The following is a 21,937-nucleotide window of genomic DNA, read 5'->3' as shown; positions in this document are numbered from 1 at the left end:
ATGCGTTTTAATTCAATCAAACTGGCTTGCACGCTTGCGTTGGCTCTGCCTTTGACGGGCTGTTTTGACTCTCAACCAGGGTCTAGCGATGCCGCAGTAAAATCTGAAATCCGAGTTGCGATGATGCAACCACCAAGAACGGGCCTATCGCCACTTTCTGATGACGCTTTTAAGTTATCTCGTTGGAGCACAGCAGAAACTCTGGTTAACCTGAGCCCAACCTCAGAAGCAGAACCTATGCTAGCAACGGATTGGAAACATCTTGATCCTCTGACTTGGCAGTTCACGATTCGCCAAGGCGTTAAATTCCATGACGGTTCGACATTAACGGCAAACTCTGTAGTGAACTCTCTACAAAAAGCGCTTGAAGCAGCACCTAAGCCGCGCATCCTAGATGGCGTAGAGCTAGAAGTGAAAGCGATGGACAACTACCGTGTAGAGATTAAAACCAGCTTTGATGACCCTCTTCTACCAAGCCGTTTATCAAGCCCTCAATTAGCGATTCTTGCAGCAAGTGCTTACCAAGAAGATGGCCGTGTTAGCCCAATGGGTGCAGGTACGGGCCCGTTTGAGTTGACTGAAATTAACGGTACAACCAGCGCGAAGCTAAAACGTTTCGATGGCTACTGGGGTCAAAAAGCACAGGTTGAATCTGTGATTGCAGAATACGTTCCTAACGGTTTTGCTCGTGCTGCAGCTCTAAGAACAGGCACGGCTGACGTCGTTGAAGCGGTACCCGTTTCACAAATCGCGACCATTGATCCGAACCTACTTTATGAAGTGGCGATGCCTCGTACCAATACGCTTTACCTAAACAACAAGTCAGGCGTATTCAGCGATATTAACTTGCGTAAGGTTGCGGCGGCTGCGGTGGACCGAGAGCAAATCGTGAATACCGTTTATGAGAACCACGCGGATATTGCACAAGGTCTATTAGGTCCTGCACTTGCTTGGGCTGAACCAATTCGACCTGAAGGTCAGGCAGTTGACAAAACGCTAAAAGCGAACGGCGAAAGCATTGTTATTGGTACCTTTACCGACCGTGCAGAGCTTCCAGAAGTGGCAGCGCTACTGAAGCAACAACTTGAAGCGGCTGGTTTCAAGGTTGAGCTGGATATTCGTGAATATGCTCAGATCGAGAACGATGCGCTATCTGGTAAGTTTGACGCGTTTATCCTTTCTCGTGCAACGGTTCTAGATTCGGGTGACCCAGTGGCTTACATGATGAGCGACTTTGGTTGTAAGGGTTCATTCAACCTTGGCCAGTTCTGTTCTCAAGAGGTAGATAAAGCACTGAATCACGCTGACCTACAACCGCTAGGTGCGCTGCGTCACCAAGCGATCATCGAAGCTGAACAAAAAATCCTTAACGATTTCGCGGCTATCCCGCTGCTTCACGAACGTGTGATTCAAGGTGAAAGTGAGCGTGTAAGCAATGTCGTTCGTGACCCAAGTGAACGTCGCTTGGTTGACCAAACTACACAGGTCAAAAAAGCGACACAAGTTAACCCGGCAACACAGGCTAACTAAATAAATGTTATCTGCTGAGACTCTGCGTCGAACTCTATTTATCTTGACGCCTTGGCTATCAAGAATCGCCTCACTGATTGTGGTGGTGATTCTTGTTGGTTTGATGCCTGACATTGCAGGCATCGATCCAAGCCAATCTATTCTGCGGGCTAGGGCGGGGCAACAACACCTGCTTACGCCTGAAGCTTTAGCGGCGGTACGCGCTGATCTTCAGCTTGACCGTTCAGCCATTGAGCGCCTGCTCGACTGGGTAGGAAGTGCTTTTTCAGGTGATCTAGGTGAATCATGGATTGATGGTTCTTCGGTTGCACTAGGTATTCAAAAAACAGCGTCTACATCTCTGTTTTTGATGTCTAGCGCACTGGTGATGACTTTCGTACTGTGTGGTGCAGGCCTGCTTGCCACCTTACGCAGTTGGAAGAAGGGCAAGCTGGGGCAGAGCTACAGCAGTTTAAGTACGGTATTAATATCGTTGCCAGAGTACGTAGTGGCCTCGGTATTAATACTGGTGTTCTCTATCTGGTTAGGTTGGCTGCCGCCGTATGGTTGGCAAGGTTGGCAAGGCATCTGGCTACCGAGCTTAGCGCTTGCATTGCCTGCCAGTGGCCTGTTTAGTCGCCTACTCAGAGACAGTTTACAACGCGTTCTCAATGAACCTTGGGTGATCACTTGGCTCAGTGCCAACGTTCATTCCAATCAAATTATTCGCTTTGCGCTGAAAAGAGCGCTGAGCAGTCTGATCCCGCAAATCGCGATGATCGTGATTGGCTTAACTGGTGGCGCAGTCGCGGTTGAGCTTATCTTTTCGATTCCGGGTATCGGGCGCATGATTCTTGGTGCAGCCAAGGCGCAAGACTTACCAACGCTGCAAGGTGGCTTATTGGTGTTGCTGCTATTTTCAATTGCCGTGAGCAGCATGAGCTTGTTTGTTCAGCAATTGATTCTTGGCCACAGCCTGAAAAGCGGCAAGCTCATCAGTAGCCACTCTTCGTTTCGTTTTACCCAGAACCGCGCAAAGCGTGTCACTGCTTTTGCGATCTTCTCTTTCCTAATTGCTATCGTTGTATGGGCTGCATTCCGAGACCCATACACTAGCCAATTCGCACGCTTGGCATCACCGAGTTGGCAAGCACCTTTGGGCGCAGATGGCATTGGTCGAGACCTACTGGCGAGAATTGGTTCTGGTATGATTGCGACCTTCCAAGCCGGCATATTGGCAACGTTCTTGAGCTTGGTGACGGGCATCATCATGGGTTTCAACACCCGCTTTAGCCAAGGCCTTATCGAGATCACTAAGGGTATCCCATACATCATTGCAGGCTTGCTTGTTGCAGGCTTAACGGGGATGAATCCGAACAGCGCATTAATCGCGATTGTATTGGTGTCGTGGGCGCCGCTAGCTGCACACTGCTCAAGCTTGATCGTAGAAGCCAAGGCTCAACCTTATACACACCTCGCGCCACTATGGGGCACCAGTAAGCTTAGAATCTTCCGTTTCTACTTGCTTCCGTATGTGTTGCCACCGTTGTTAAGACACGCGATGTTGAGGCTACCGGTTATCACTCTAAGTCTGACCTCGCTGAGCTTCATCGGATTAGGGGCAAAGCCACCAACACCTGAATGGGGTTTGATGATCGCAGAGAACCTTCCATACATTGAGCGCGCGCCATTAGCAGTCATGGGGCCAATTGTTGGGCTGATCTTGTTGGGTGCAGCCATTAACTTGATGTTTGATGACTAACGTAAAGATCCGGTCGCTGAGGTTTCTAAATTAACGATCCGATTGGGTATTCGATTTAGCATTTATGTTGTAACCTTAGCCCTGCTTTTTAGAGACGCTTTTTGATCGGCTCGAAAGTTAAACAGGCCCTAGTTAAGTGTAAAGGATTCAACATGTATCTCGTTTTGTATTGCCACAATATTGGTATGACCGACTTTTCTTTCTTTGAGACGGAAGATTTCGATAAGGAAGATGGCTATATCGTGCGAGGCAAATGGCCGAACGAGAAAGCGTTCCGTGATTACTTAACCAAAGAGTTTGGTGACATGAACGAGTTCCAAGTGATCGACTTAATCGCCAAAGGCGCAGAAGCAGAACACTACTCGCCAGAAGAGTTGGTGCGCTTAGCTCAGTAGCCGCTAGCTCAGCAATATCTAGCTCGGTAATACGTTTTAAATCGAATAAACAAATGGCAGCCTGATTGGGCTGCCATTTTTCGTTTTAAGCTAGAGCACGTTGCTCGCAGTATGAGTGGATCTACTGCGCCACTTCGTCCACCAAGTACAAGATTGATTGATACGGAATGCCACTGTGGTGTGATAAACCGATCTCACAGGTTCGGCTGTTACTAAAGCCACGAGTGCAGTTGCTCGGCACTTGTTCCTTGAGTGGGTGTACCGCCGCCTCATTCAGCTCTGGTGTAGTGAAGCCTTTGTCACCTGCCCAACCACAACATTGAATATGCTCTGGAACAATCACCTCTTCGGTACACGCTTTAGCAAGGTTTAACATCGCGCCTTCTAAGCCCATTCGACGAGAGCTACACGTGACATGCAGCATCACGGTTTCTTGTAGCGGCTCAAGCGTCAGATGTTCAAGCAAATATTGATTCACAAACCCTGTTGGCTCTAACACCTCTAATGGCTTGGTGAACTGTTCAATACTGCGTTTAGCACATGGGCTGGTATCCATCAATATTGGGTATTCACCCTGACGACTGGCTTGCCATAGCACTTCTTCCAACTGCTGAGCCTTCGACTGTGCTAAGTCGGTCATTCCTTTGCTGTCGTAAGGCATACCACAGCATTGGTCATCTAGCTTCTTCGGAAGAATCACCTCAAATCCCGCTTTGTTGAGCAAAGACATGGTCACTTCAGTTAGAGGACGTTGGTCGCCCGCATCGCTTTGTTGCCCCATGGTTCGACTTGCACAGGAAGGGAGGTAAACCACCTTCTTATGATTGCTTGAAGATTCTGCCGTCACGGGTGATGAGGCAAGCGAGTGACTATTGGATTGCGGCATCTCTGGCATCCAAACTGGTGTCGCGCCTTTGGTTATTGAGCGCAAGCCATTGGTGAGCTTACCAACTGTATTTGCGCCTAGAACCTTATTCGCAACTTGATTAGTTTTGAGGCCAGCCTTGGTCAGCTTGGTGGTGGTCGAGAAGTGCTCCGCTGTCCACTTAGCAATTGGTGTGAACTTCTCATATTTGGCGATACGAAGCTTCTTCACTAAATCGCCAGTGTTGATGCCCACGGGGCAACGCTCCGCACATAGGCCTGTTGCAGCGCAAGTATCAATGCCTTGGTATTCAAAAGTCTTCTCTAGCTCGCTGGCTTCTGTCTCTTCGCCTGCTGCTCGGCGGCGTTGTAGCTCGCGATATAAAACAATACGTTGGCGAGGTGATAAAGTCAGCGTGCGAGAAGGGCAAACAGGTTCACAGAAGCCACACTCAATACAGCGGTCGACTAGATCATCGGCAGCAGGCATCGGCTTCAGGTCTGTGATGTGGGAGTTTGGATTGTCGTTGATGATAACGCCGGGGTTAAGCAGCCTTTCTGGGTCAAACAGCGCTTTGATCTGTTGCATCAAGGCATAGCCATCTTTGCCCCATTCCAATTCCACATAAGGTGCCATGTTTCGGCCCGTGCCGTGTTCCGCTTTCAGTGAACCTTGATACTTCACTGCAACTAGCTCGGCAACGTCATCCATGAAACCGCCGTAACGGTCGATCTCTTCTTGGCTGTCGAAGCCTTGGGTAAACACAAAATGAAGGTTGCCTTCGAGTGCATGGCCGAAAATGATCGCTTCGCTGTAGTCGTATTTATCGAACAACTCTTGCAGCTCTCGAATACCGTTAGCCAGGTTTTCAACAGGGAAAGCCACGTCTTCGATGATAACGGTTGTGCCAACTTCACGAACGGCCCCAACTGCTGGGAACATGCCTTTTCGAATGCCCCACAGGGTTGCAACAGTCTTTGGATCGGACGTAAAAGGGACCGATTCAACAATCGTGTAATCAGCCAATGCATCCAAAATTGATTTACATTGTAAATCTAAGTCCTGCTGGGAGCTGGCGTGTGATTCCACCAAAATAGCCGCCGCTTCTAAATCTAGGTTTGGCATAAACGCAGGCATACCCGGTTTATCCGCGACAGAACGTAGCGCCCTGCCGTCCATCAACTCAACGGCTGCAACCGGAGTTTTGGATAATGTAGTTACGGCTTTACTTGCTTGCTCGATGTCGGCAAACACCAACAGGGCCGAAGCTTTGTTTGGGTGTTCGATAACCGTGTTGTAGGTGATCTCTGCGATGAAGCCTAGCGTGCCTTCTGAGCCAATCATCAGGTGTTTGATGATCTCAATTGGGTCGTGGTAATCGACCAATGCATTAAGCGCGTAGCCAGTGGTATTTTTGAGGCGGTACTTGTGGCGGATTCTGTCTGCCAGTTCTTGATTCGAGCTAGTCTGTCTGTGTAAATCAACAATGCCTTCAAATAGCGCTTTGTGTGATTGCTTGAACGCCTCGACGCTGGCGTTATCTGCTGTATCAAGTAGGGAACCATCACTCAATACGATTTTCATGCTCTCGACGGTGCGATAAGAGTTTTGCGCAGTACCACAACACATGCCACTGGCGTTATTCGCCGCTATACCACCGATTTTACAAGTATTGATTGAAGCTGGATCTGGGCCGATTTTACGTTGGAAAGGGGCAAGGTATTTGTTGGCATCTGCGCCAATCACACCGGGCTGAAGAATGATCTGATTGCCGTTATCGACAATCTCGTGGCCTCGCCAGTCGTCGGTTAGAGTGATGAGTACCGAGTCTGAAACGGCTTGCCCTGAAAGGCTAGTGCCCGCGGCGCGAAAGGTAAAATGAATGCCCAGCTCGCGACAGCTTTGAATGGTGAATATGACTTCTTCTAAGTTTTTGAGCCTTAGAACCATTTTCGGCACCAAGCGATAAAAACTCGCATCGGTGCCGTAAGCCAAGCGCTTTGCCTCTTGAGTGACAATGCGTTCCGTTTCTATTTTTTGAGCCAGTATTGCTTCAAGCTGCTGATAAGCTTTGGCATCTACTACTCGCTCATGGGATGTGTTTGTCTCCATCATTGCTTCCTTGTGCTTCTTATTTGGCACTGATCAGGGCGTGTTGAACTTTCGCGGTTAAATTTTGTTCGAGATAAAAGCGTTTTAATCGCGGCGAAGGGGAAGTAGCCTAGTCACTCTAAGCAAATCCCCCTCAACAAAGAGTAAAACGCTTTTAGCCGAACCCTTCGGGCAGCGTTTGCTGACCATTTCTACTACGTTATCGGCTTCTCATGTAGGCTAGCTACACATCGACGCCTCTGCCTTGTATAAATACCCAGCAACTCGCTGCAAAAATCAGCTCGAAAGATCAACACGCCCTAGCTTTTTATTTTATTTTCCAGTGCTTAAACGGTGTCACAACGGTAGTGGAATTGCTGTGACACCGATTGAACTTCAGCCTAAGTAGACCAAAGCATGAGTCTGAATCGTGGAGATTTAATCTAACCCCACCAAAGATTCACGAGTTAAGTCTTTGATTGTCCTCGCGCCTGTTAATGTCATCGCAACGCGCATCTCTTTGTCGTAAAGGTCGAGTAGATTCTCAACGCCGGCTTGTCCTTGCGCTGCTAATGCGTAAACGAAAGAACGGCCAAGCAAGGTGCAGTCTGCGCCCAATGCCATCATTCGAACCACATCCAAGCCAGTACGAATGCCAGAGTCGACCAGAATTTTGGTGTCGCCTTTAACTGCATCAGCAATCGAAGGCAGCGCTTTGGCACTTGATAGAACGCCGTCAAGCTGGCGGCCGCCGTGGTTTGAAACCACAATGCCGTCTGCGCCAAATCTCACGGCGTCTTTTGCATCTTCTTCATCAAGAATGCCCTTGATGACCATTGGACCGTCCCAGAAATCACGAATCCACTCTAGATCTTTCCATGAAATCGACGGGTCGAAGTTATCACCTAACCAACCGATGTAGTCTTCCAGCTTGGTAGGAGAACCACGATAAGTAGAGATGTTGCCTAGGTCGTGTGGTTTACCCAGTAAGCCGACATCAACTGCCCAGCTAGGATGACGCATAGATTGGAATATGCGGCGTACTGCTGCATTTGGACCACTCATTCCTGAGTGCATGTCACGGTAGCGAGCGCCGGGTACGGGCATATCCACGGTGAAGACCAGTGTTGTGACGCCAGCGGCTTTAGCGCGTTCAAGAACGTTCTTCATGAAGCCACGGTCTTTTAACACGTAAAGTTGGAACCACATTGGGCGTTCAATCTTAGGTGCAACTTCTTCAATCGGACATACCGACACGGTCGACATGGTAAAAGGGATGCCTTTGTTGTCGGCGGCTTTTGCTGCTTGTACTTCACCGCGTCTTGCGTACATACCCGTTAAACCAACAGGCGCCAGTGCGATTGGCATCGCTAGCTTCTCGCCAAATAGTTCGGTTTCCAAATTTAGGTCCGACATGTCGTTGAGTACGCGTTGTTTTAGCGCAATCTCAGCTAGGTCAGCCGTGTTGCGACGTAGGGTATGTTCTCCGTAAGAGCCACCATCAATGTAGTGGAAAAGAAACGGTGGTAATTTCGCTTTTGCTGCGGCGCGGTAATCAGTCGATGCGGATATGATCATAATTTCAGTCCTAAATTCTTGGGATGTTGCTCTTCTTTGAGAGCTTGGTTTGGGCTGCTTTAATTCGGGAAAATGGCGTTAATACCCATGGGTGTTGATGTGCTCTAGTATCCATCCCGGAACTCATCAACTGTCTTATTAGACGGTGTCGCTGTCGGGGAATTGAGTATTAACGCCAAGTGCTTTTGAACGACTTATGGTTTACATAAGTGCGTCGGTCATTTTGAATCCGTAGATAACCACTAGGCCGATGATGCCTGTCATCACCAAGTAGTAGAACGTTGGAATGATTGTCTTACGTAGGGTTGCACCTTCGCGTCCTAGCAAGCCAACAGTTGCTGATGCCGCTACCACGTTGTGAATCGCAATCATGTTACCTGCTGCTGCACCAACGGCTTGTAGAGCAACAACCACCGCACTAGAGATAGTCAGAGTCTGCGCTACTTCGAATTGGAACTGGCTGAACATCATGTTTGAAACTGTGTTCGAACCTGCAATGAAGGCACCTAACGCACCAACCGTTGCACTCAATGCTGGGAATGCGCTACCAACGAGGTCAGCTGCGAAGTTTGCCGTGGTTACGGGCATACTTGCTAAATCTGCGCCGTTCACACCAGAGTTAATGAAGATACGAACCATTGGGATGGTGAACACCAACACAAAGCCTGCGCCAATCAGAGTCTTGCTCGATTCACCGAAGGCTTTAGCCAGTGGCGTTGCGCTGCGAGATTGCATGAGAACAGCAACCAGCGCGACGAAGACCAAGATACCGCCCGGTAGATACAGAGGCTGAATCGCAGTGCTCACACCGGTTTCACCAAGGATGTTGCTGAACGATAGGCTAACGCTCTTCAGTAGGCCTTTGAATTCAGGGCTCACGCGGCTCGCAACCAAGGTCACCGCTAGCAGCACGTATGGTGCCCATGCCATCGCCATGCTCATCTTCTTATGGCCTTGATTGTTGTCGTCAAGGTCGATTTTCAGAGAACCTAGCCATTCTGCAGGCCACTTGTCTTCGCTCTCAAAATCCCATTTTGATTTAGGTACTAGGAAGCCGCGTTTTGCTGCTGTTACAACAATCGCAAGGCCAACCAAACCACCAATCAGTGATGGGAACTCAGCACCTAGGAAAACACCCGTTAGTGCGTAAGGAATGGTGAAAGCGGCACCTGCGAACAGTGCGAACGGCAGGATATCTAAACCTTCAGTCCAGCTTTTGTTCTTACCGAAGAAGCGAGTCAGCATCATCGCCATCAATACAGGAATCATCACACCAACGCAGGCGTGGATGATCGCAACACTTGATGTGATCTGTTGTAGGTAAGCATCCCATGTTGAGCCATGAGCAATCAGGCTTTCACCGATGTTGTGCGTATCCAAACCTTTGTTTACGCCAACAATGATAGGTGTACCAACCGCGCCAAACGATACCGGCGTAGATTGAATCATCATGCCCATCAGTACCGCAGCTAATGCTGGGAAGCCGATTGCAACGAGTAAGGGAGCGGCGATTGCAGCGGGTGTGCCGAAGCCAGATGCGCCCTCAATGAATGAACCGAAACACCAAGCAATGATGATTGCTTGAACACGACGGTCAGCGGATATATCAGTGAATCCGTTGCGGATGGTGGTGATAGCTCCGGTGTGTTTCAAAGTGTTTAATAAGAAGATGGCGCCGAACACAATCCAGAGAACCGACACGGTAATGCCGAAACCTTGGAATACAGAAGCCAGCACGCGAGTGCCAGACATGTCCCAAGCAAGTAGGGCGATAGCAACGGTTAAGGCAAATGCCACAGGCATCGCTTTTTTTGCAGGCCAGTTAAGGCCAACCAGCAGAATCGCTGCAACAACTATTGGTGAAAATGCCAATAGGGCTAGTAGAGTTTCACTCATGGGTACTTCCTCGTACTGTTTTCAAACGTTCATGTTTGAAGTAAAGATCACGTTATGGTTTGTCATTATTTGAATCGCTTTGGCCTCTAAACGGGAACCTTCTTTAGGCGAATCTTGTAATTGGAATGACTGTTTTTGTAATTGTTTTGTTAATTTGGCGTGAATTTACCCCTTTATTTTTTATTGATATAGGGAAATAATGAAAATAATTAATTCCAAAATTGGCATAATCAGATGCGAGCAGACGATTTGATCCTGTTTTCACAGGTGGTAGAACTAGGCAGCTTCAGTAAGGTGGCAGAGCAAAATAACCTTACAAATTCGGTAGTTAGTAAAAGAATTGCGCGTTTAGAGGAAGAGATTGGCGTGCAATTATTATATCGAACCACGCGTAAATTGACCTTGACTGAGGCGGGCAAGGCAATGTTACACGGGGCCAAAAATGTGAAGCAGGCAGCTCAAGAGGCTATGGACGCAGTTTCAGGCTTTGGTGAAAATGTTAGTGGTCATATCAAAATGTCAGTGCCTACTATCTCCGGAGATTTGATTCTCGCAGACGCTGTTGCCGAGTTTTGTAATATGCACCCAGGTTTAACGGTCGATATGTCTCTGAATAATCGCTTTGTCGACTTGGTTGAGGATGGTCTCGATTTGGTGATTCGAACCGGCTACTTGGAAGATTCAAGCCTCATTGCTCGTCATATATTGGATTCACAATGGGTGGTGTGCGCTTCGCCGTCTTATATTGCTAAGAACGGTAAGCCGATGCTGCCTAAAGATTTAGTGCAGCACAATTGCTTGCAATACGCCTATCAAACAACGGGTGCTAGCGAATGGCAGTTTCTGCATAGTAAAGATGGCTGTACCGACAATGACAAATATATCGTGCGTGTTGCGGGCTCTTTTTCGACTGACAATGCGACCGCGTTAAGAAAAGCGGCGCTGGGTGGGCATGGTGTGGCGTACGTACCACGTTGTCTGGTTTATCACGACATTCGCAATGGTCAGCTGGTGGATATCTTCCCTGATTTGGTAGGCAAAAAGTTGGGAATTTATGCGGTGTACCCTTTTACTCGCCAGCCACCAAACAAGATTAAGTTATTGATTGAACATATCAGAACGCGCTACTTGACGATTTCTCACTATTTTTAATAAGGATCACGATGAGCTATTTAAAAGAGTATCCATATCCAATCACCAATAAACAGATCGTCAGCGATGACTACTTTGGTCAGATAATCGAAGACCCATATCGTTGGCTAGAAGACGACAGAAGTGACGAGACCGCGAAGTGGGTGGCGAGTCAAAACGCAATCACGTTTGATTACCTCGCTCAAATCCCGTATCGCGCGGAACTGAGAGAGCGACTGGCAAAAGCACAAGACTACAAAAAGAGCTCGCAGCCGTTTGTGCGAGGTGATTATACCTATTTCTATAAGAATGATGGTCTGCAGAACCACAGTATTCTCTATCGTCAGAAAGAGGGGCAACAGGTTGAAGTCTTCCTAGATCCGAATACCTTCTCGGAAGACGGCACTACATCACTGGGTGCGGTGTCGTTTTCTAAAGATTACAGCCTAGTGGCGTACAGTATTTCAGAGGGTGGTAGCGACTGGCGTAAGATCTTCGTGATTGAAACTGAGACTAAGCAGCAGCTCGAAACGGAAATTACCGACGCCAAACTTACTGGCATTTCTTGGTTAGGCAATCGCGGTTTTTACTACTCCAGTTACGATAAGCCTGACGGTAGTGAACTTTCTGCTCGTACCGAACAGCACAAACTTTACTTCCATGAGTTGGGTACTGAGCAAGCTAGCGACAAAGTGGTTTTTGGTGAGAGCAACGCTGAGCAGCACCGCTATGTATCAGGCTATACCACCGAAGACGACCGTTACTTGATCATTCTAGGGCGAGAGTCGACATCGGGTAACAGGCTGTTCTATATCGATTTAAATTCACTAGAACAATCGCTGAACACGCTGATTGATCATGTGGATAGCGATACGTACCTCATCGATAACCAAGATGAAGTCTTTATTTTATACACCAATCTCGATGCGCCTAATGGCAAGGTGGTGAGCTTTGATACTCGCAGTCAACAGTGGCTCGATATCATTCCTGAAAAGCCACAGCCGTTAGATATCAGCACGGGTGGTGGTTACTTGTTTGCCCACTACATGGTCGATGTGGTGTCTAAGATTGAGCAGCTGGATTACCAAGGCAATCTGGTTCGTGAAATCCACTTACCTGGTCTCGGAACGGCCAGCGGCTTAGGTGGAAAAAACGAGCAAACCCAGCTTCATTACACCTTTACCAACTATGTAACGCCGCCAACGATTTTCTCATTCGATGTCGAAACTGGCAGTTCAGAAATCTATCAGCGCTCTGAGTCTCCGTTTGAATCGGATAAATTTGAGTCTAAACAGGTCTTCTATACCTCAAAAGATGGTACACAGGTTCCGATGCTTATCTCTTACAAAAAGGGATTAAAACTAGACGGTAGTAACCCAACCATGTTGTACGCTTATGGCGGCTTTAATGTCAGTCTGACGCCTTCTTTCTCAGGTACGGTGGGCAGTTGGTTAGAACTGGGTGGCGTATATGCCGTGCCTAACTTACGTGGCGGTGGCGAATACGGTAAGGCGTGGCACAAAGCCGGTACACAACAACAAAAACAGAATGTATTTGATGACTTCATTGCTGCTGCGGAGTTCTTAATTGAAGAGAACTACACCTGCAATGATAAGTTAGCGATCCGCGGCGGTTCTAATGGAGGCTTGTTGGTTGGCGCTTGCATGACACAAAGGCCTGAGTTGTTCCAAGTGGCTTTGCCTGCGGTTGGGGTGTTGGACATGTTGCGTTACCACACATTCACGTCTGGTGAAGGCTGGGCGTACGACTACGGTACATCAGCGCAGAACAGAGAGATGTTTGAATACCTGCTTGGTTATTCTCCGGTTCATAATGTGGTGCGAGGCACGGATTACCCTGCGACATTGGTTACTACCGCTGATCACGATGATCGTGTGGTACCTGCTCATTCTTATAAATTCATCTCAGAGCTGCAAGATAAGCATGAAGGCGGCGCGCCCGTGATGATCCGTATTGACGTCAATGCAGGGCATGGGGCAGGTATGCCGCTGAGTAAAGCTATCGATCTCACTGCTGATATCTACGCATTTACCCTGTTCAATATGGGAATAGAGTCCCTAGATTCATTTTAGCGAATACTTGATTTTAGATAATTGGGTATTTAACTCAGACCAAAAAGCCTCAAAATCTGCCTTAGATTTTGAGGTTTTTCATATATATGAAAACCAATCAAATTCACACCTCGTTCTCTTTGCTTTTCGGCACCCTTTTACGTGATAGCCGCCACCATTACTGATGAAATGAAAGCGATTTCAAGCTGATATTTTACGCATTTTTCACTATAACCTGTTGATCTAAAATCAGTAGTTTTCGTCATGGATTTTCTAAAAGTTTCATGGCATTTAAGCTGATTTATCAGTGTGAACAGCGACCAACTTTTCAACTCTTTCATTGCTTAATATTTCCCTGTTCGATGAAAACTCAAAAAAATAATAGGGAAATACAATGCAAAAATTTAAGCTTTTGCCAATAACGGTCGCAGTGGCGGCATCGCTTGCTTCACTCTCTTCTTTTGCTGCTGATACTAATATCGAAGCATTAGAAAAACGAATCCAAGAGTTAGAATCTAAGGTTGTGGATATTGATTATGTTAATGATCAACAACCCGCAGTTTTAACAGCAGAAACTAAGGTGCCAGATGGCATCGTCTTCTCTGGTTATGCTCGTTACGGCGCTCACTACAAGAGCGGTGATGAGCGTTACGTAGACATCGGTACAACAGGTCGTTCTGTCGGTCGTTTGGGTAACGAAGCTAATGGTGGTGAGGTTCAGCTAGCTAAGCTTTTCCAAGCTGACAATGGTGCGATTTGGGACATCGTATTCATGGCTGACCACTGGGAAGCAGACGCTTGGGCTGACGACGGCGGCCTGAGTATGAAAAAAATGTACGCAGGTGTAACTAACGTATTTGAAAGCCAACCAGAACTTTATATGTGGGCTGGTCGCGACTTCCATCAACGTCCGCAACAAGGTTTGAACGATTACTTCTGGATGACACACGATGGTCAAGGCGCTGGCTTTAACAACCTAGATTTCGGCGGCGCTAAGCTAGATATGGGCTTTGTTGGCCAAGTGAAAGGCGGCCTCGTAAATGACAATGGCCGATACGCCGTGACAGCGAAGCTACACAGTATTGACGCAGGTATTGGTAATCTGGATTTTTACGCGAACTACGGTTTTGCATCGAGCGAAGCGGATACGTCTACGACGACTGAGTACGTATACGATCCAGTGACAGATTCAATGCAGCCTGTCGTGACTCAAGGACAAAAAGTCAGTGATGAAACGGCCTACCTAGTAGGTGCAACATTAGGCTTGGGTGAGTCTAACAAGTTGGTTGTTAAGTACGGTGACGGTGCCGATTCATCGGTATATGACCTTAAAGGTGATTACCAGACTTTTTATGCAAGTGTTGAGGGTAGCTACGCTGCATCTGAACAGTTCATCATTGATTACTTAGTGTCTTACAAAGACAACTCTGGCTCAGACTTAGATCGTGAGAATACTGAATACGCGGGTATCGTTCGTCCACAGTACCAATGGGATGATGTTCACTCTACATGGTTAGAAGCTGGCTACGGCATGGTTGATTACGATGATGACGGTGAAGAGAACGCGTGGAAAGTCACTTTGTCTCAAAACGTATCTTTAGGTGGCTTACCTTGGAGTCGTCCAATGCTTCGCTTCTACACAACCGTGGGTGATGTAGAAACGAAAGGCAACACAGTGAAGACAACCAATGTTGATACATTGTCGTTCGGCGCAATGTTTGAAGCTTGGTGGTAATCACAGGTATAGAAAGCGCTGCTCTTTGAATTCGGCATATTTTCAAGGAGCCATGCTTTCAAATATCTATGCTTGTTAAGAGCACGTAATACTGTCCATTTTAGCCCTAAAGGCAGATTGATTAGGGCACGTTTCAATTAACTCCATTCTTGGGCACATTTTTGTGCCCTTTTTTTCGCCACTAGATCAAGGAATAACGATGAGACTTTCTTCCATCGTGTCTCGAGTTTATTTAGGTTTCTTCACGCTGATCGTGATCATGCTTGGTAGCGCATGGTTGAGTATTAGCAGCAACAAGAACATAACCTCACACATCGAAACCATCACTCAACAAGCCACTCCTTTAATGCTCCAATCCTCCACGCTCACCATCCGTTTTTTGGATATTAATCGCAGCACTACTCCCTATTTATCCGCCAACTACATTGATGAGCTCGAACCGCTGAAACAAACCGTTTTGAGTAATATCGAGCGATATCAGCAGCAGTTAAATTGGTTTGATGGCAAGGCTGAATCGGGCTCACCACTTGAACCCATGCTCCAAAATATTGAAGAAGCGGGCGTTGCCACCATCAATAAGATAGAACAGTCCTTAAACTTATACGTCTCTTATTTGGATAGTAAAGATCTCGGTTCGATGGATCAGGAACAATTTCAATCTGTGGTAGGACAACTCAATAACACCTTGGTTAATCAATTGGCGAGTACGAGTTCGGGCAACACGCAAAAAGCGGTAGAAGCCTTGTTGGTTCAGTTGAGTTTGATTGCAGCAGAAGCGAATGAAGCTTTCTCTCTGCAAACTTCATCGGAGGTTCGTGGTGTTGAGCGTCGCCTACAAAGCCGTAAAGAGCGATTCGAACAAGCTGTATCAGACTTGGATAATCTGGACTCATCTTTGCTACGCCGCAGTAAACAGTCTTTATCACTGCTCGCTTCACATGTATTTTCAGCGCAAGGATCTGTGTCAACGCATATGGAAACCGTGAAGCTACATGAGAGCCTTGCTCTGCAAAGAGTGGAGGTCGAACAGCTCATTGATGTGCAGTTAAGCCATTTTGATGAGCTTTCTATGTACGCGGAAGACACGGCTAAACGTTTATATCACGAGTCGATGGACTTCTCTCATCAAGCACTGTTGATGCAGGCCATCATTGCTATTGGGTCGGTTATTATTGCGCTGCTAATCGGGCTGAACATCGCTAAAGGGATTCGCAAGCCAAGTAAATTACTGCAAAGTGCACTAGACCAAGTCGCCAAAAAAGACTTGAGCGCGATGGTGCAGTATCAAGCCAATAATGAGTTCGGCTCAGTGAGCGACAAGGTCAACTTAGTGATCAGTCATCTGACTCAAATGATTGAGAACATGCGTTATTCGTCGACGTGCTTAAAAGAGGCGTCCCTAGAGAACCAAAGCACCAGTCGTTCTCTGAGTGAAGCGATGCAAGAACAAACCAATCAAACGGTGATGGTAGCGACAGCGATGGAACAAATTGAGTGCTCGGTGACCGAAATAACTCAAGCCGCTAATCAAACGCTAACGCTTGTAACCGAAGCGGTGTCGAGTTCCTGTGCTGGTCAGAAGACCATGGATAAAAGCGTCGAGTTAATGGGCAGTTTAGAGCGTAAGTTAGCAGAATCAACAGCGACCATTGGCCAGCTCGAAAGCGAAAGTGCCAGCATTGGCTCCATTTTGGATGTGATATCTGGGATCTCTGAGCAAACTAATCTACTGGCGTTGAATGCGGCAATAGAAGCGGCGCGAGCTGGAGAGCAAGGGCGTGGTTTCTCTGTGGTTGCGGATGAGGTTCGAGTGTTAGCAGCGAAAACCAATGCCTCGACGCAAGAGATACACAACAAGATCGAGCAGTTGCAAACTAGCTCTAAACTGGCGGTTGAACAAATCAATCAATGTGTGGTGGGGATGGTTCAATGTGTTGAGCAAACGGGCGAAGTGAATCACTCGATATCGACGGTGTCTGATCTTCTCAACGAAGTAGAGCAAAGAAGTCATCAAATTGCGACCGCGACGACAGAGCATCAAGTGGTTGCCTCTCAAGTCACTCAAAATATCAGCCAGATACACATCTTGGCTGAAGATAACTCACAACGATCTCAGGTTTTGTTTTCTCATGGTCAACAGCTTGAAACCATGTCGCAGCAGCAGTTCTCACTAACTCAAGAGTTTAAGCTCGCGGAGCAATCAGAAAACGAGGTTTAAAGGCGACTCTAAGTTTTTCAATGTTTCACGCCCAGCCTTTGCTGGGCGTTGTTGTTTCAAGTTTCGGGTTCTGGAAAGAGAATTAGAAGTGCCTATGAAATGTTCCCATACAATTTCGCATAGCCACTGAAATAATAGGGTCAATTTTGCTCTGTATATTACCGCCTGTTGCAGGTTCATCACCGAATCGTGCTTTTTGAAAACGGAGTTTATGCATGCTTGTTAGCACTTTGGGAGCAAGTAACCGAGTGCTGTTTTGATAAGGTGAGCAAGAATCTCATGAAACAGTTTCATGGTGTGAAGTGAATCTGTAAGCGCTTTCAAGATTTCCAAATCCAGCCTTTTTACCTCCAAGTTTAGTGTGATGACACTCACTTCAACTAAAACGTAATTTCTTAATAATCGTTTTGTAAGCGGTTACAAGCTAATGAAGTATCGAGGTTCGAGTGGCAACAATTAAACACGTATCAGAGCATGCAGGTGTGTCTCAAGCGACAGTGTCTAGAGTGATTAACGGCACCAGTAGAGTGAGCCACGACAAGAAGTTAAAGGTTGAAAAGGCGATCAAAGAGCTGGGTTATCGCCCGAACTCTATCGCTCAGGCTTTGGCTTCAAGTCGTACCGGAAGTGTGGGTGTTGTTGTTCCAGAACTGGGCGGATCTTTCTATTCAGGCATCTTGCATTGCATAGAGGAAAACCTACGCCGCTTCGGTTACCACGCAGTGGTTACAGCGGGTTCGAACACCGAACAAGGGCAGCGCGAGTCGGTGGAGTTTCTGTTGGGGCGTCGTGTCGATGCTTTGATTCTTCATACTCAACTGCTCAGTGATGACTATTTAATTGAATTGGAAGAACAGGGGACCCCTGTGGTTTTAATTAACCGCTTCATCCCAGAAATGGCGATGAGTTGCATTGATATTGATAACGAAGTCGGGGGGCTACTCGCTACTCAATATCTTTTGCAAAAGGGACATACAGATATCGCGTGTATTACCGGGCCTTTAGATAAAGCCGACGCTAGGGGGCGTTTGCAGGGGTATCGCAAGGCACTGGAAGAAGCCGGTGTGCCATACGATGAAGCCTTAGTCTCTGAGGCGGGATTTACTGAAGAGACAGGCATCAGCGCCATGAAGAAGTTGATCAACAGAAAATGCCACTTTACGGCGGTATTTGCTTCAAACGATCACATGGCATTTGGCGCGTTCGAAGTTTTGCATAAAGAGGGATTGTCTGTTCCGAGAGACGTTTCTCTTGTCGGCTTCGATAACACCATCTTCGCGCGCTATCTGACCCCTAGTTTGACCACCATTAATTTCCCCATTGAAGAGATGAGTATTGAAGCAGTACAGCTCACTCTACAAAAGCTAAAAAAAATCAAACATGACGTGAACTTTAAATTGCTGCCGACTTTGGTCACTAGAAACTCGGTATCGGATTTACTCGTTACCCTATAAAAATATTAAGGATAGAACATGAAATTTAAGACCTTGGCGCTTTCGTGCGCGGTTGCTTTAGGACTAGGTGCAACAGCAGTAAATGCTGCTGACAAAGAGATTCGTTTCGACGGTTTCCCTGATTTTGATAGCAGCCTGAAGGTATTACTGCCTGATTTCGAAAAGGAAACAGGGATTAAAGTTGATTACCTTATGAATAACCACGGTGACCACCACACGAAACTAACCACTAACCTAGCAACGGGCTCAGGTGCGGGTGACGTGATTGTTGTGGACGTTGAGAAAATCGGTCCATTCGTTGGTTCTGGCGGCCTAGTTAACCTGTCTGAAAACTACGGTGCAGATAAATACGAAGAACGATTCGCACCTTACGCTTGGGCACAAGGAAAAGGCGCTGACGGCGACATGTACGGGATTCCTGTCGACCTGGGCCCAGGTGTTATGTACTACCGCACCGATGTGTTTGAAAAAGCGGGCATCAATGTAGAAGACGCAATCAAAAATTGGGATTCATACATCGCTGCGGGTGAAAAACTGAAAGAGCAAAACGTACAACTTATCGCTTCAGCAGCCGACGTGGCACAAGCAATCATCTTCACAACGGTTCCTGAAGGCGAAGGTCTTTACTTCGATAAAGATGGCAACCCAGTTGTGACATCTGAGCGTTTTGTTCACGCTTTTGAAGTAGCAAAAGAGATTCGCGACAAAGGCTTAGACGGCCGCATTTTGGCTTGGTCTAACGAATGGTACGAGGGCTTCCGCAACGGCACATTTGCAACTCAACTTTCTGGCGCTTGGCTACTTGGTCACCTAAACAACTGGATCGCTCCTGAAACCAAAGGTAAGTGGGCAGTAGAAAACCTACCTGATGGCATTTACGGCAGCTGGGGTGGTTCGTTCCTATCGATTCCAACTCAATCTGACAACCCAGATGAAGCATGGGCACTTATTGAATACATGACGACGGATCGTGATGTTCAACTTAAGCACTTCGAAACGATTGCGGCTTTCCCTGCGAACGTAACGACATATGACGATGAGCTTTTTCAAGAAGAGATGGAATTCCTAGGTGGACAGAAAGCACGTCTACTATTTGCTGAAGTGGCACAGAACATCAAGCCAGTATCTCCAGCTCAAGGCGACCACGTAGCACGCTCTATAATTTTAGAGAACGCATTGATGGAAGTGCTTGATGAAGGTAAGGACATCGAGACTGCATTGAAAGAGGCAGAGCGTCTAATCAAGCGTCGCACGCGTAATCTTTAATTTGTTTTTACTTTAAGTAAGTGAGGAAGCGTGGATAACGCGCTTCCTTTTTAAGAGGTCGTTACTATGAATCATACAGCGAGCACAACGATAGAACCTGCGGACAAAAGCCTTTTTTCTCGTCTAAATTTGAAAGCGCTTACACCGTATGGATTTCTTCTGCCGTTTCTGATCATTTTTTCTGTATTTGGGATCTTCCCGCTGTTGTTCTCTGTTTACCTGTCGTTCCACGAGTGGAACCCGGTAAGAGGCATGGATGCGATGGAGTTCGTTGGTTTTGAGAACTATCACATTGCTTTAACGGACCCATGGCTATGGCGTTCATTGAAGAACACGCTTTGGCTAGCGATCACTTCAGGCGTGGCTCAGCACTTAGTCGCTATTCCAGTGGCTTACATGTTGGTTTCAATGGGTGACCGTATGCGTCACTGGCTAACATCGGCGTACTTTCTACCGTTCATTACATCAACGGTCGCAGCGTCACTGATTTTCTTCAATATGTACTCTCCTAACTCAGGAATTATTAACCAAACGCTAATGGCACTAGCCGATAGCACGCTGTTTGGTTGGGCATTCGCTTGGGTTAACGATTTCCAACCCATCCGTTGGTTAGACGATGCCACTATGGTGAAACCGTCTATCGCAATCATGGTTTTCTGGAAATACACCGGTTTTAACATCGTCCTTTACACCACAGGTTTAATGACGATTCCTAAAGACATCTTAGAAGCTGCACGTATGGATGGTGCCAATGCCTTCCGCCGCTTCTGGAATATTTCACTACCAATGATTCGTCCATTCATCTTCTTTGCTATCACGATGACCATCATCGGTAACCTGCAAATGTTTGAAGAACCGTTCGTACTAACACGTGGTACAGGTGGTACTGGCCAATCTGGTTTAACTATCTCGATGTACCTCTACAAAGTGGGTTGGGAATGGCTAGAAATGGGCACAGCATCTGCTATCTCGTGGTTACTGTTTGCACTCATCGCGACTTGTACATTGGTTCAATTTTTACTCTTCGGTAAGAAAGGCTTAGGGGAACATTAAGATGTCGACATCAATTAAGACAAATACCTCACCACTAAGTGGACTGATGCCAAGCGAACGCAGCATGTACATTCTGACTAAGATCTTGATGGTCATGTTAGGCATCTTACTGGTTGTTTCAGCGCTGATTACCGTCTTTCCATTTGTATGGTCGGCACTGCTATCAACTCGTGACCGTTCTGAAATTTTCGGCACGGGCATTAGCTTTGCGATTGGCGATAGTCTGGCGATTAATTACGCCAAATTGCTTGAAATCATGCCGTTTTGGAAAGCGATGTTCAACTCGATTTATGTGGCTTTCTTAGGCACCACCATCTCGCTGCTGTTTTGTAGCATGGGTGGCTACGCGTTTGCTGTGTTTAAGTTCCGCGGTAAGAACGTGTTGTTCGGCATGCTGGTTGGCTCAATGGCGATTCCGCCGGTGCTTAGCTTGATCCCTTACTTCATGATCGTGAAATTCTTAGGCTTGTTGGATAACCACATGGCGGTATGGCTACCGTTCACCACCACACCATTTGGTATCTTTTTGATGCGTCAGCACGTGATTGCATCGATTCCAAAAGAGCTACTTGAAGCGGCGAAATTGGATGGTGCTGGTGAGTTCAGAACGTACTGGAGTGTGGTATTGCCACTGATGAAGCCTGCCTTAGCAACACTGGCTATCGTTCAGTTCGTTTTCTTCTGGAACATGTTTATGCAGCCTCTCGTGGTGCTTAACAACCCAGATAATTACGTGATTACACAGGCGCTACGAAGCGTTCAAGGCATTCCGAATACGCCATGGGGCGCGGTAATGCTAGGCACCACAATTTCTATTTTACCACTCGTGATTACTTACTTGTTCGCATCGAAACAGATGATCAGTGGTTTAACGTCCGGCGCAGTCAAAGGTTAGGTTTAAGGGTTATAACA

14 protein-coding genes are annotated in these 21,937 nt (G+C 47.1%); 11 read left to right on the top strand and 3 right to left on the bottom strand.

Annotation, left to right across the window (positions count from 1 at the left end; genetic code table 11):
* The 3 genes from AB4154_RS06475 to AB4154_RS06465 all read left to right on the top strand — a co-directional run bounded on the left by AB4154_RS06475 (position 1) and on the right by AB4154_RS06465 (position 3,666).
* Positions 1–1,530: an ABC transporter substrate-binding protein gene (locus AB4154_RS06475; RefSeq protein ID WP_372122535.1), complete on the top strand. Its 1,530-nt coding sequence runs from the start codon at positions 1–3 to the stop codon at positions 1,528–1,530.
* Positions 1,531–1,534: 4 nt separating this feature from the next.
* On the top strand, positions 1,535–3,271 hold the full coding sequence (locus AB4154_RS06470; RefSeq protein WP_372122533.1) for an ABC transporter permease subunit: 1,737 nt from the start codon (positions 1,535–1,537) through the stop codon (positions 3,269–3,271).
* Between the two features lie 152 nt (positions 3,272–3,423).
* Positions 3,424–3,666, top strand: coding sequence for a hypothetical protein (locus AB4154_RS06465; RefSeq protein WP_017061558.1), 243 nt, complete (start codon positions 3,424–3,426; stop codon positions 3,664–3,666).
* 121 nt (positions 3,667–3,787) lie between these two features.
* On the opposite strand, the gene AB4154_RS06460 is transcribed toward AB4154_RS06465, so the two are convergent.
* The 3 genes from AB4154_RS06460 to AB4154_RS06450 all read right to left on the bottom strand — a co-directional run bounded on the left by AB4154_RS06460 (position 3,788) and on the right by AB4154_RS06450 (position 10,096).
* Positions 3,788–6,643: an FAD-binding and (Fe-S)-binding domain-containing protein gene (locus AB4154_RS06460; RefSeq protein WP_372122586.1), complete on the bottom strand. Its 2,856-nt coding sequence runs from the start codon at positions 6,641–6,643 to the stop codon at positions 3,788–3,790.
* Between the two features lie 417 nt (positions 6,644–7,060).
* Positions 7,061–8,200, bottom strand: coding sequence for an FMN-dependent L-lactate dehydrogenase LldD (lldD, locus tag AB4154_RS06455; protein ID WP_372122531.1), 1,140 nt, complete (start codon positions 8,198–8,200; stop codon positions 7,061–7,063).
* A 201-nt stretch (positions 8,201–8,401) separates the two neighbouring features.
* Positions 8,402–10,096, bottom strand: coding sequence for an L-lactate permease (locus AB4154_RS06450; protein WP_372122529.1), 1,695 nt, complete (start codon positions 10,094–10,096; stop codon positions 8,402–8,404).
* 234 nt (positions 10,097–10,330) lie between these two features.
* On the opposite strand from AB4154_RS06450, the gene AB4154_RS06445 reads away from it, so the two are divergent.
* The 8 genes from AB4154_RS06445 to AB4154_RS06410 all read left to right on the top strand — a co-directional run bounded on the left by AB4154_RS06445 (position 10,331) and on the right by AB4154_RS06410 (position 21,920).
* Positions 10,331–11,248 carry a LysR family transcriptional regulator gene (locus AB4154_RS06445; RefSeq protein WP_017068571.1) on the top strand — a complete coding sequence of 306 codons (918 nt, stop codon included), beginning with the start codon at positions 10,331–10,333 and terminating at the stop codon, positions 11,246–11,248.
* Positions 11,249–11,259: 11 nt separating this feature from the next.
* Positions 11,260–13,320, top strand: coding sequence for a prolyl oligopeptidase family protein (locus tag AB4154_RS06440; RefSeq protein ID WP_372122528.1), 2,061 nt, complete (start codon positions 11,260–11,262; stop codon positions 13,318–13,320).
* Positions 13,321–13,693: 373 nt separating this feature from the next.
* A complete protein-coding gene (locus AB4154_RS06435) occupies positions 13,694–15,034 on the top strand; it encodes a carbohydrate porin (protein ID WP_102393058.1) in 1,341 nt (446 codons plus the stop codon).
* A 199-nt stretch (positions 15,035–15,233) separates the two neighbouring features.
* A complete protein-coding gene (locus tag AB4154_RS06430; RefSeq protein ID WP_372122526.1) occupies positions 15,234–17,252 on the top strand; it encodes a methyl-accepting chemotaxis protein in 2,019 nt (672 codons plus the stop codon).
* Between the two features lie 446 nt (positions 17,253–17,698).
* Complete coding sequence (locus tag AB4154_RS06425; protein WP_017068575.1) at positions 17,699–18,706, top strand: LacI family DNA-binding transcriptional regulator; 1,008 nt, start codon at positions 17,699–17,701, stop codon at positions 18,704–18,706.
* 18 nt (positions 18,707–18,724) lie between these two features.
* Positions 18,725–19,972 (top strand): ABC transporter substrate-binding protein, encoded by a 1,248-nt coding sequence (locus AB4154_RS06420; protein WP_372122524.1) that lies wholly within the window; start codon positions 18,725–18,727, stop codon positions 19,970–19,972.
* A gap of 66 nt (positions 19,973–20,038) precedes the next feature.
* Complete coding sequence (locus AB4154_RS06415) at positions 20,039–21,025, top strand: carbohydrate ABC transporter permease (RefSeq protein WP_009846152.1); 987 nt, start codon at positions 20,039–20,041, stop codon at positions 21,023–21,025.
* A gap of 46 nt (positions 21,026–21,071) precedes the next feature.
* Complete coding sequence (locus AB4154_RS06410) at positions 21,072–21,920, top strand: carbohydrate ABC transporter permease (protein WP_017077012.1); 849 nt, start codon at positions 21,072–21,074, stop codon at positions 21,918–21,920.
* Positions 21,921–21,937: the final 17 nt, after the last annotated feature.

The sequence above is a fragment of the Vibrio sp. 10N.286.51.B11 genome, assembly GCF_041469245.1.
Taxonomy (GTDB): Bacteria; Pseudomonadota; Gammaproteobacteria; order Enterobacterales; family Vibrionaceae; genus Vibrio; species Vibrio crassostreae_C.
This window is presented reverse-complemented; position numbering and strand designations above follow the sequence as displayed.

Coding starts and splice junctions, on each gene's coding strand:
- AB4154_RS06445 (WP_017068571.1), top strand. CDS start 10,331: ATGCGAGCAGACGATTTGATCCTGTTTTCACAGGTGGTAGAACTAGGC.
- lldD (WP_372122531.1), bottom strand. CDS start 8,200: ATGATCATATCCGCATCGACTGATTACCGCGCCGCAGCAAAAGCGAAA.
- AB4154_RS06410 (WP_017077012.1), top strand. CDS start 21,072: ATGCCAAGCGAACGCAGCATGTACATTCTGACTAAGATCTTGATGGTC.
- AB4154_RS06475 (WP_372122535.1), top strand. CDS start 1: ATGCGTTTTAATTCAATCAAACTGGCTTGCACGCTTGCGTTGGCTCTG.
- AB4154_RS06415 (WP_009846152.1), top strand. CDS start 20,039: ATGAATCATACAGCGAGCACAACGATAGAACCTGCGGACAAAAGCCTT.
- AB4154_RS06465 (WP_017061558.1), top strand. CDS start 3,424: ATGTATCTCGTTTTGTATTGCCACAATATTGGTATGACCGACTTTTCT.
- AB4154_RS06440 (WP_372122528.1), top strand. CDS start 11,260: ATGAGCTATTTAAAAGAGTATCCATATCCAATCACCAATAAACAGATC.
- AB4154_RS06460 (WP_372122586.1), bottom strand. CDS start 6,643: ATGGAGACAAACACATCCCATGAGCGAGTAGTAGATGCCAAAGCTTAT.
- AB4154_RS06435 (WP_102393058.1), top strand. CDS start 13,694: ATGCAAAAATTTAAGCTTTTGCCAATAACGGTCGCAGTGGCGGCATCG.
- AB4154_RS06420 (WP_372122524.1), top strand. CDS start 18,725: ATGAAATTTAAGACCTTGGCGCTTTCGTGCGCGGTTGCTTTAGGACTA.
- AB4154_RS06450 (WP_372122529.1), bottom strand. CDS start 10,096: ATGAGTGAAACTCTACTAGCCCTATTGGCATTTTCACCAATAGTTGTT.
- AB4154_RS06470 (WP_372122533.1), top strand. CDS start 1,535: ATGTTATCTGCTGAGACTCTGCGTCGAACTCTATTTATCTTGACGCCT.
- AB4154_RS06430 (WP_372122526.1), top strand. CDS start 15,234: ATGAGACTTTCTTCCATCGTGTCTCGAGTTTATTTAGGTTTCTTCACG.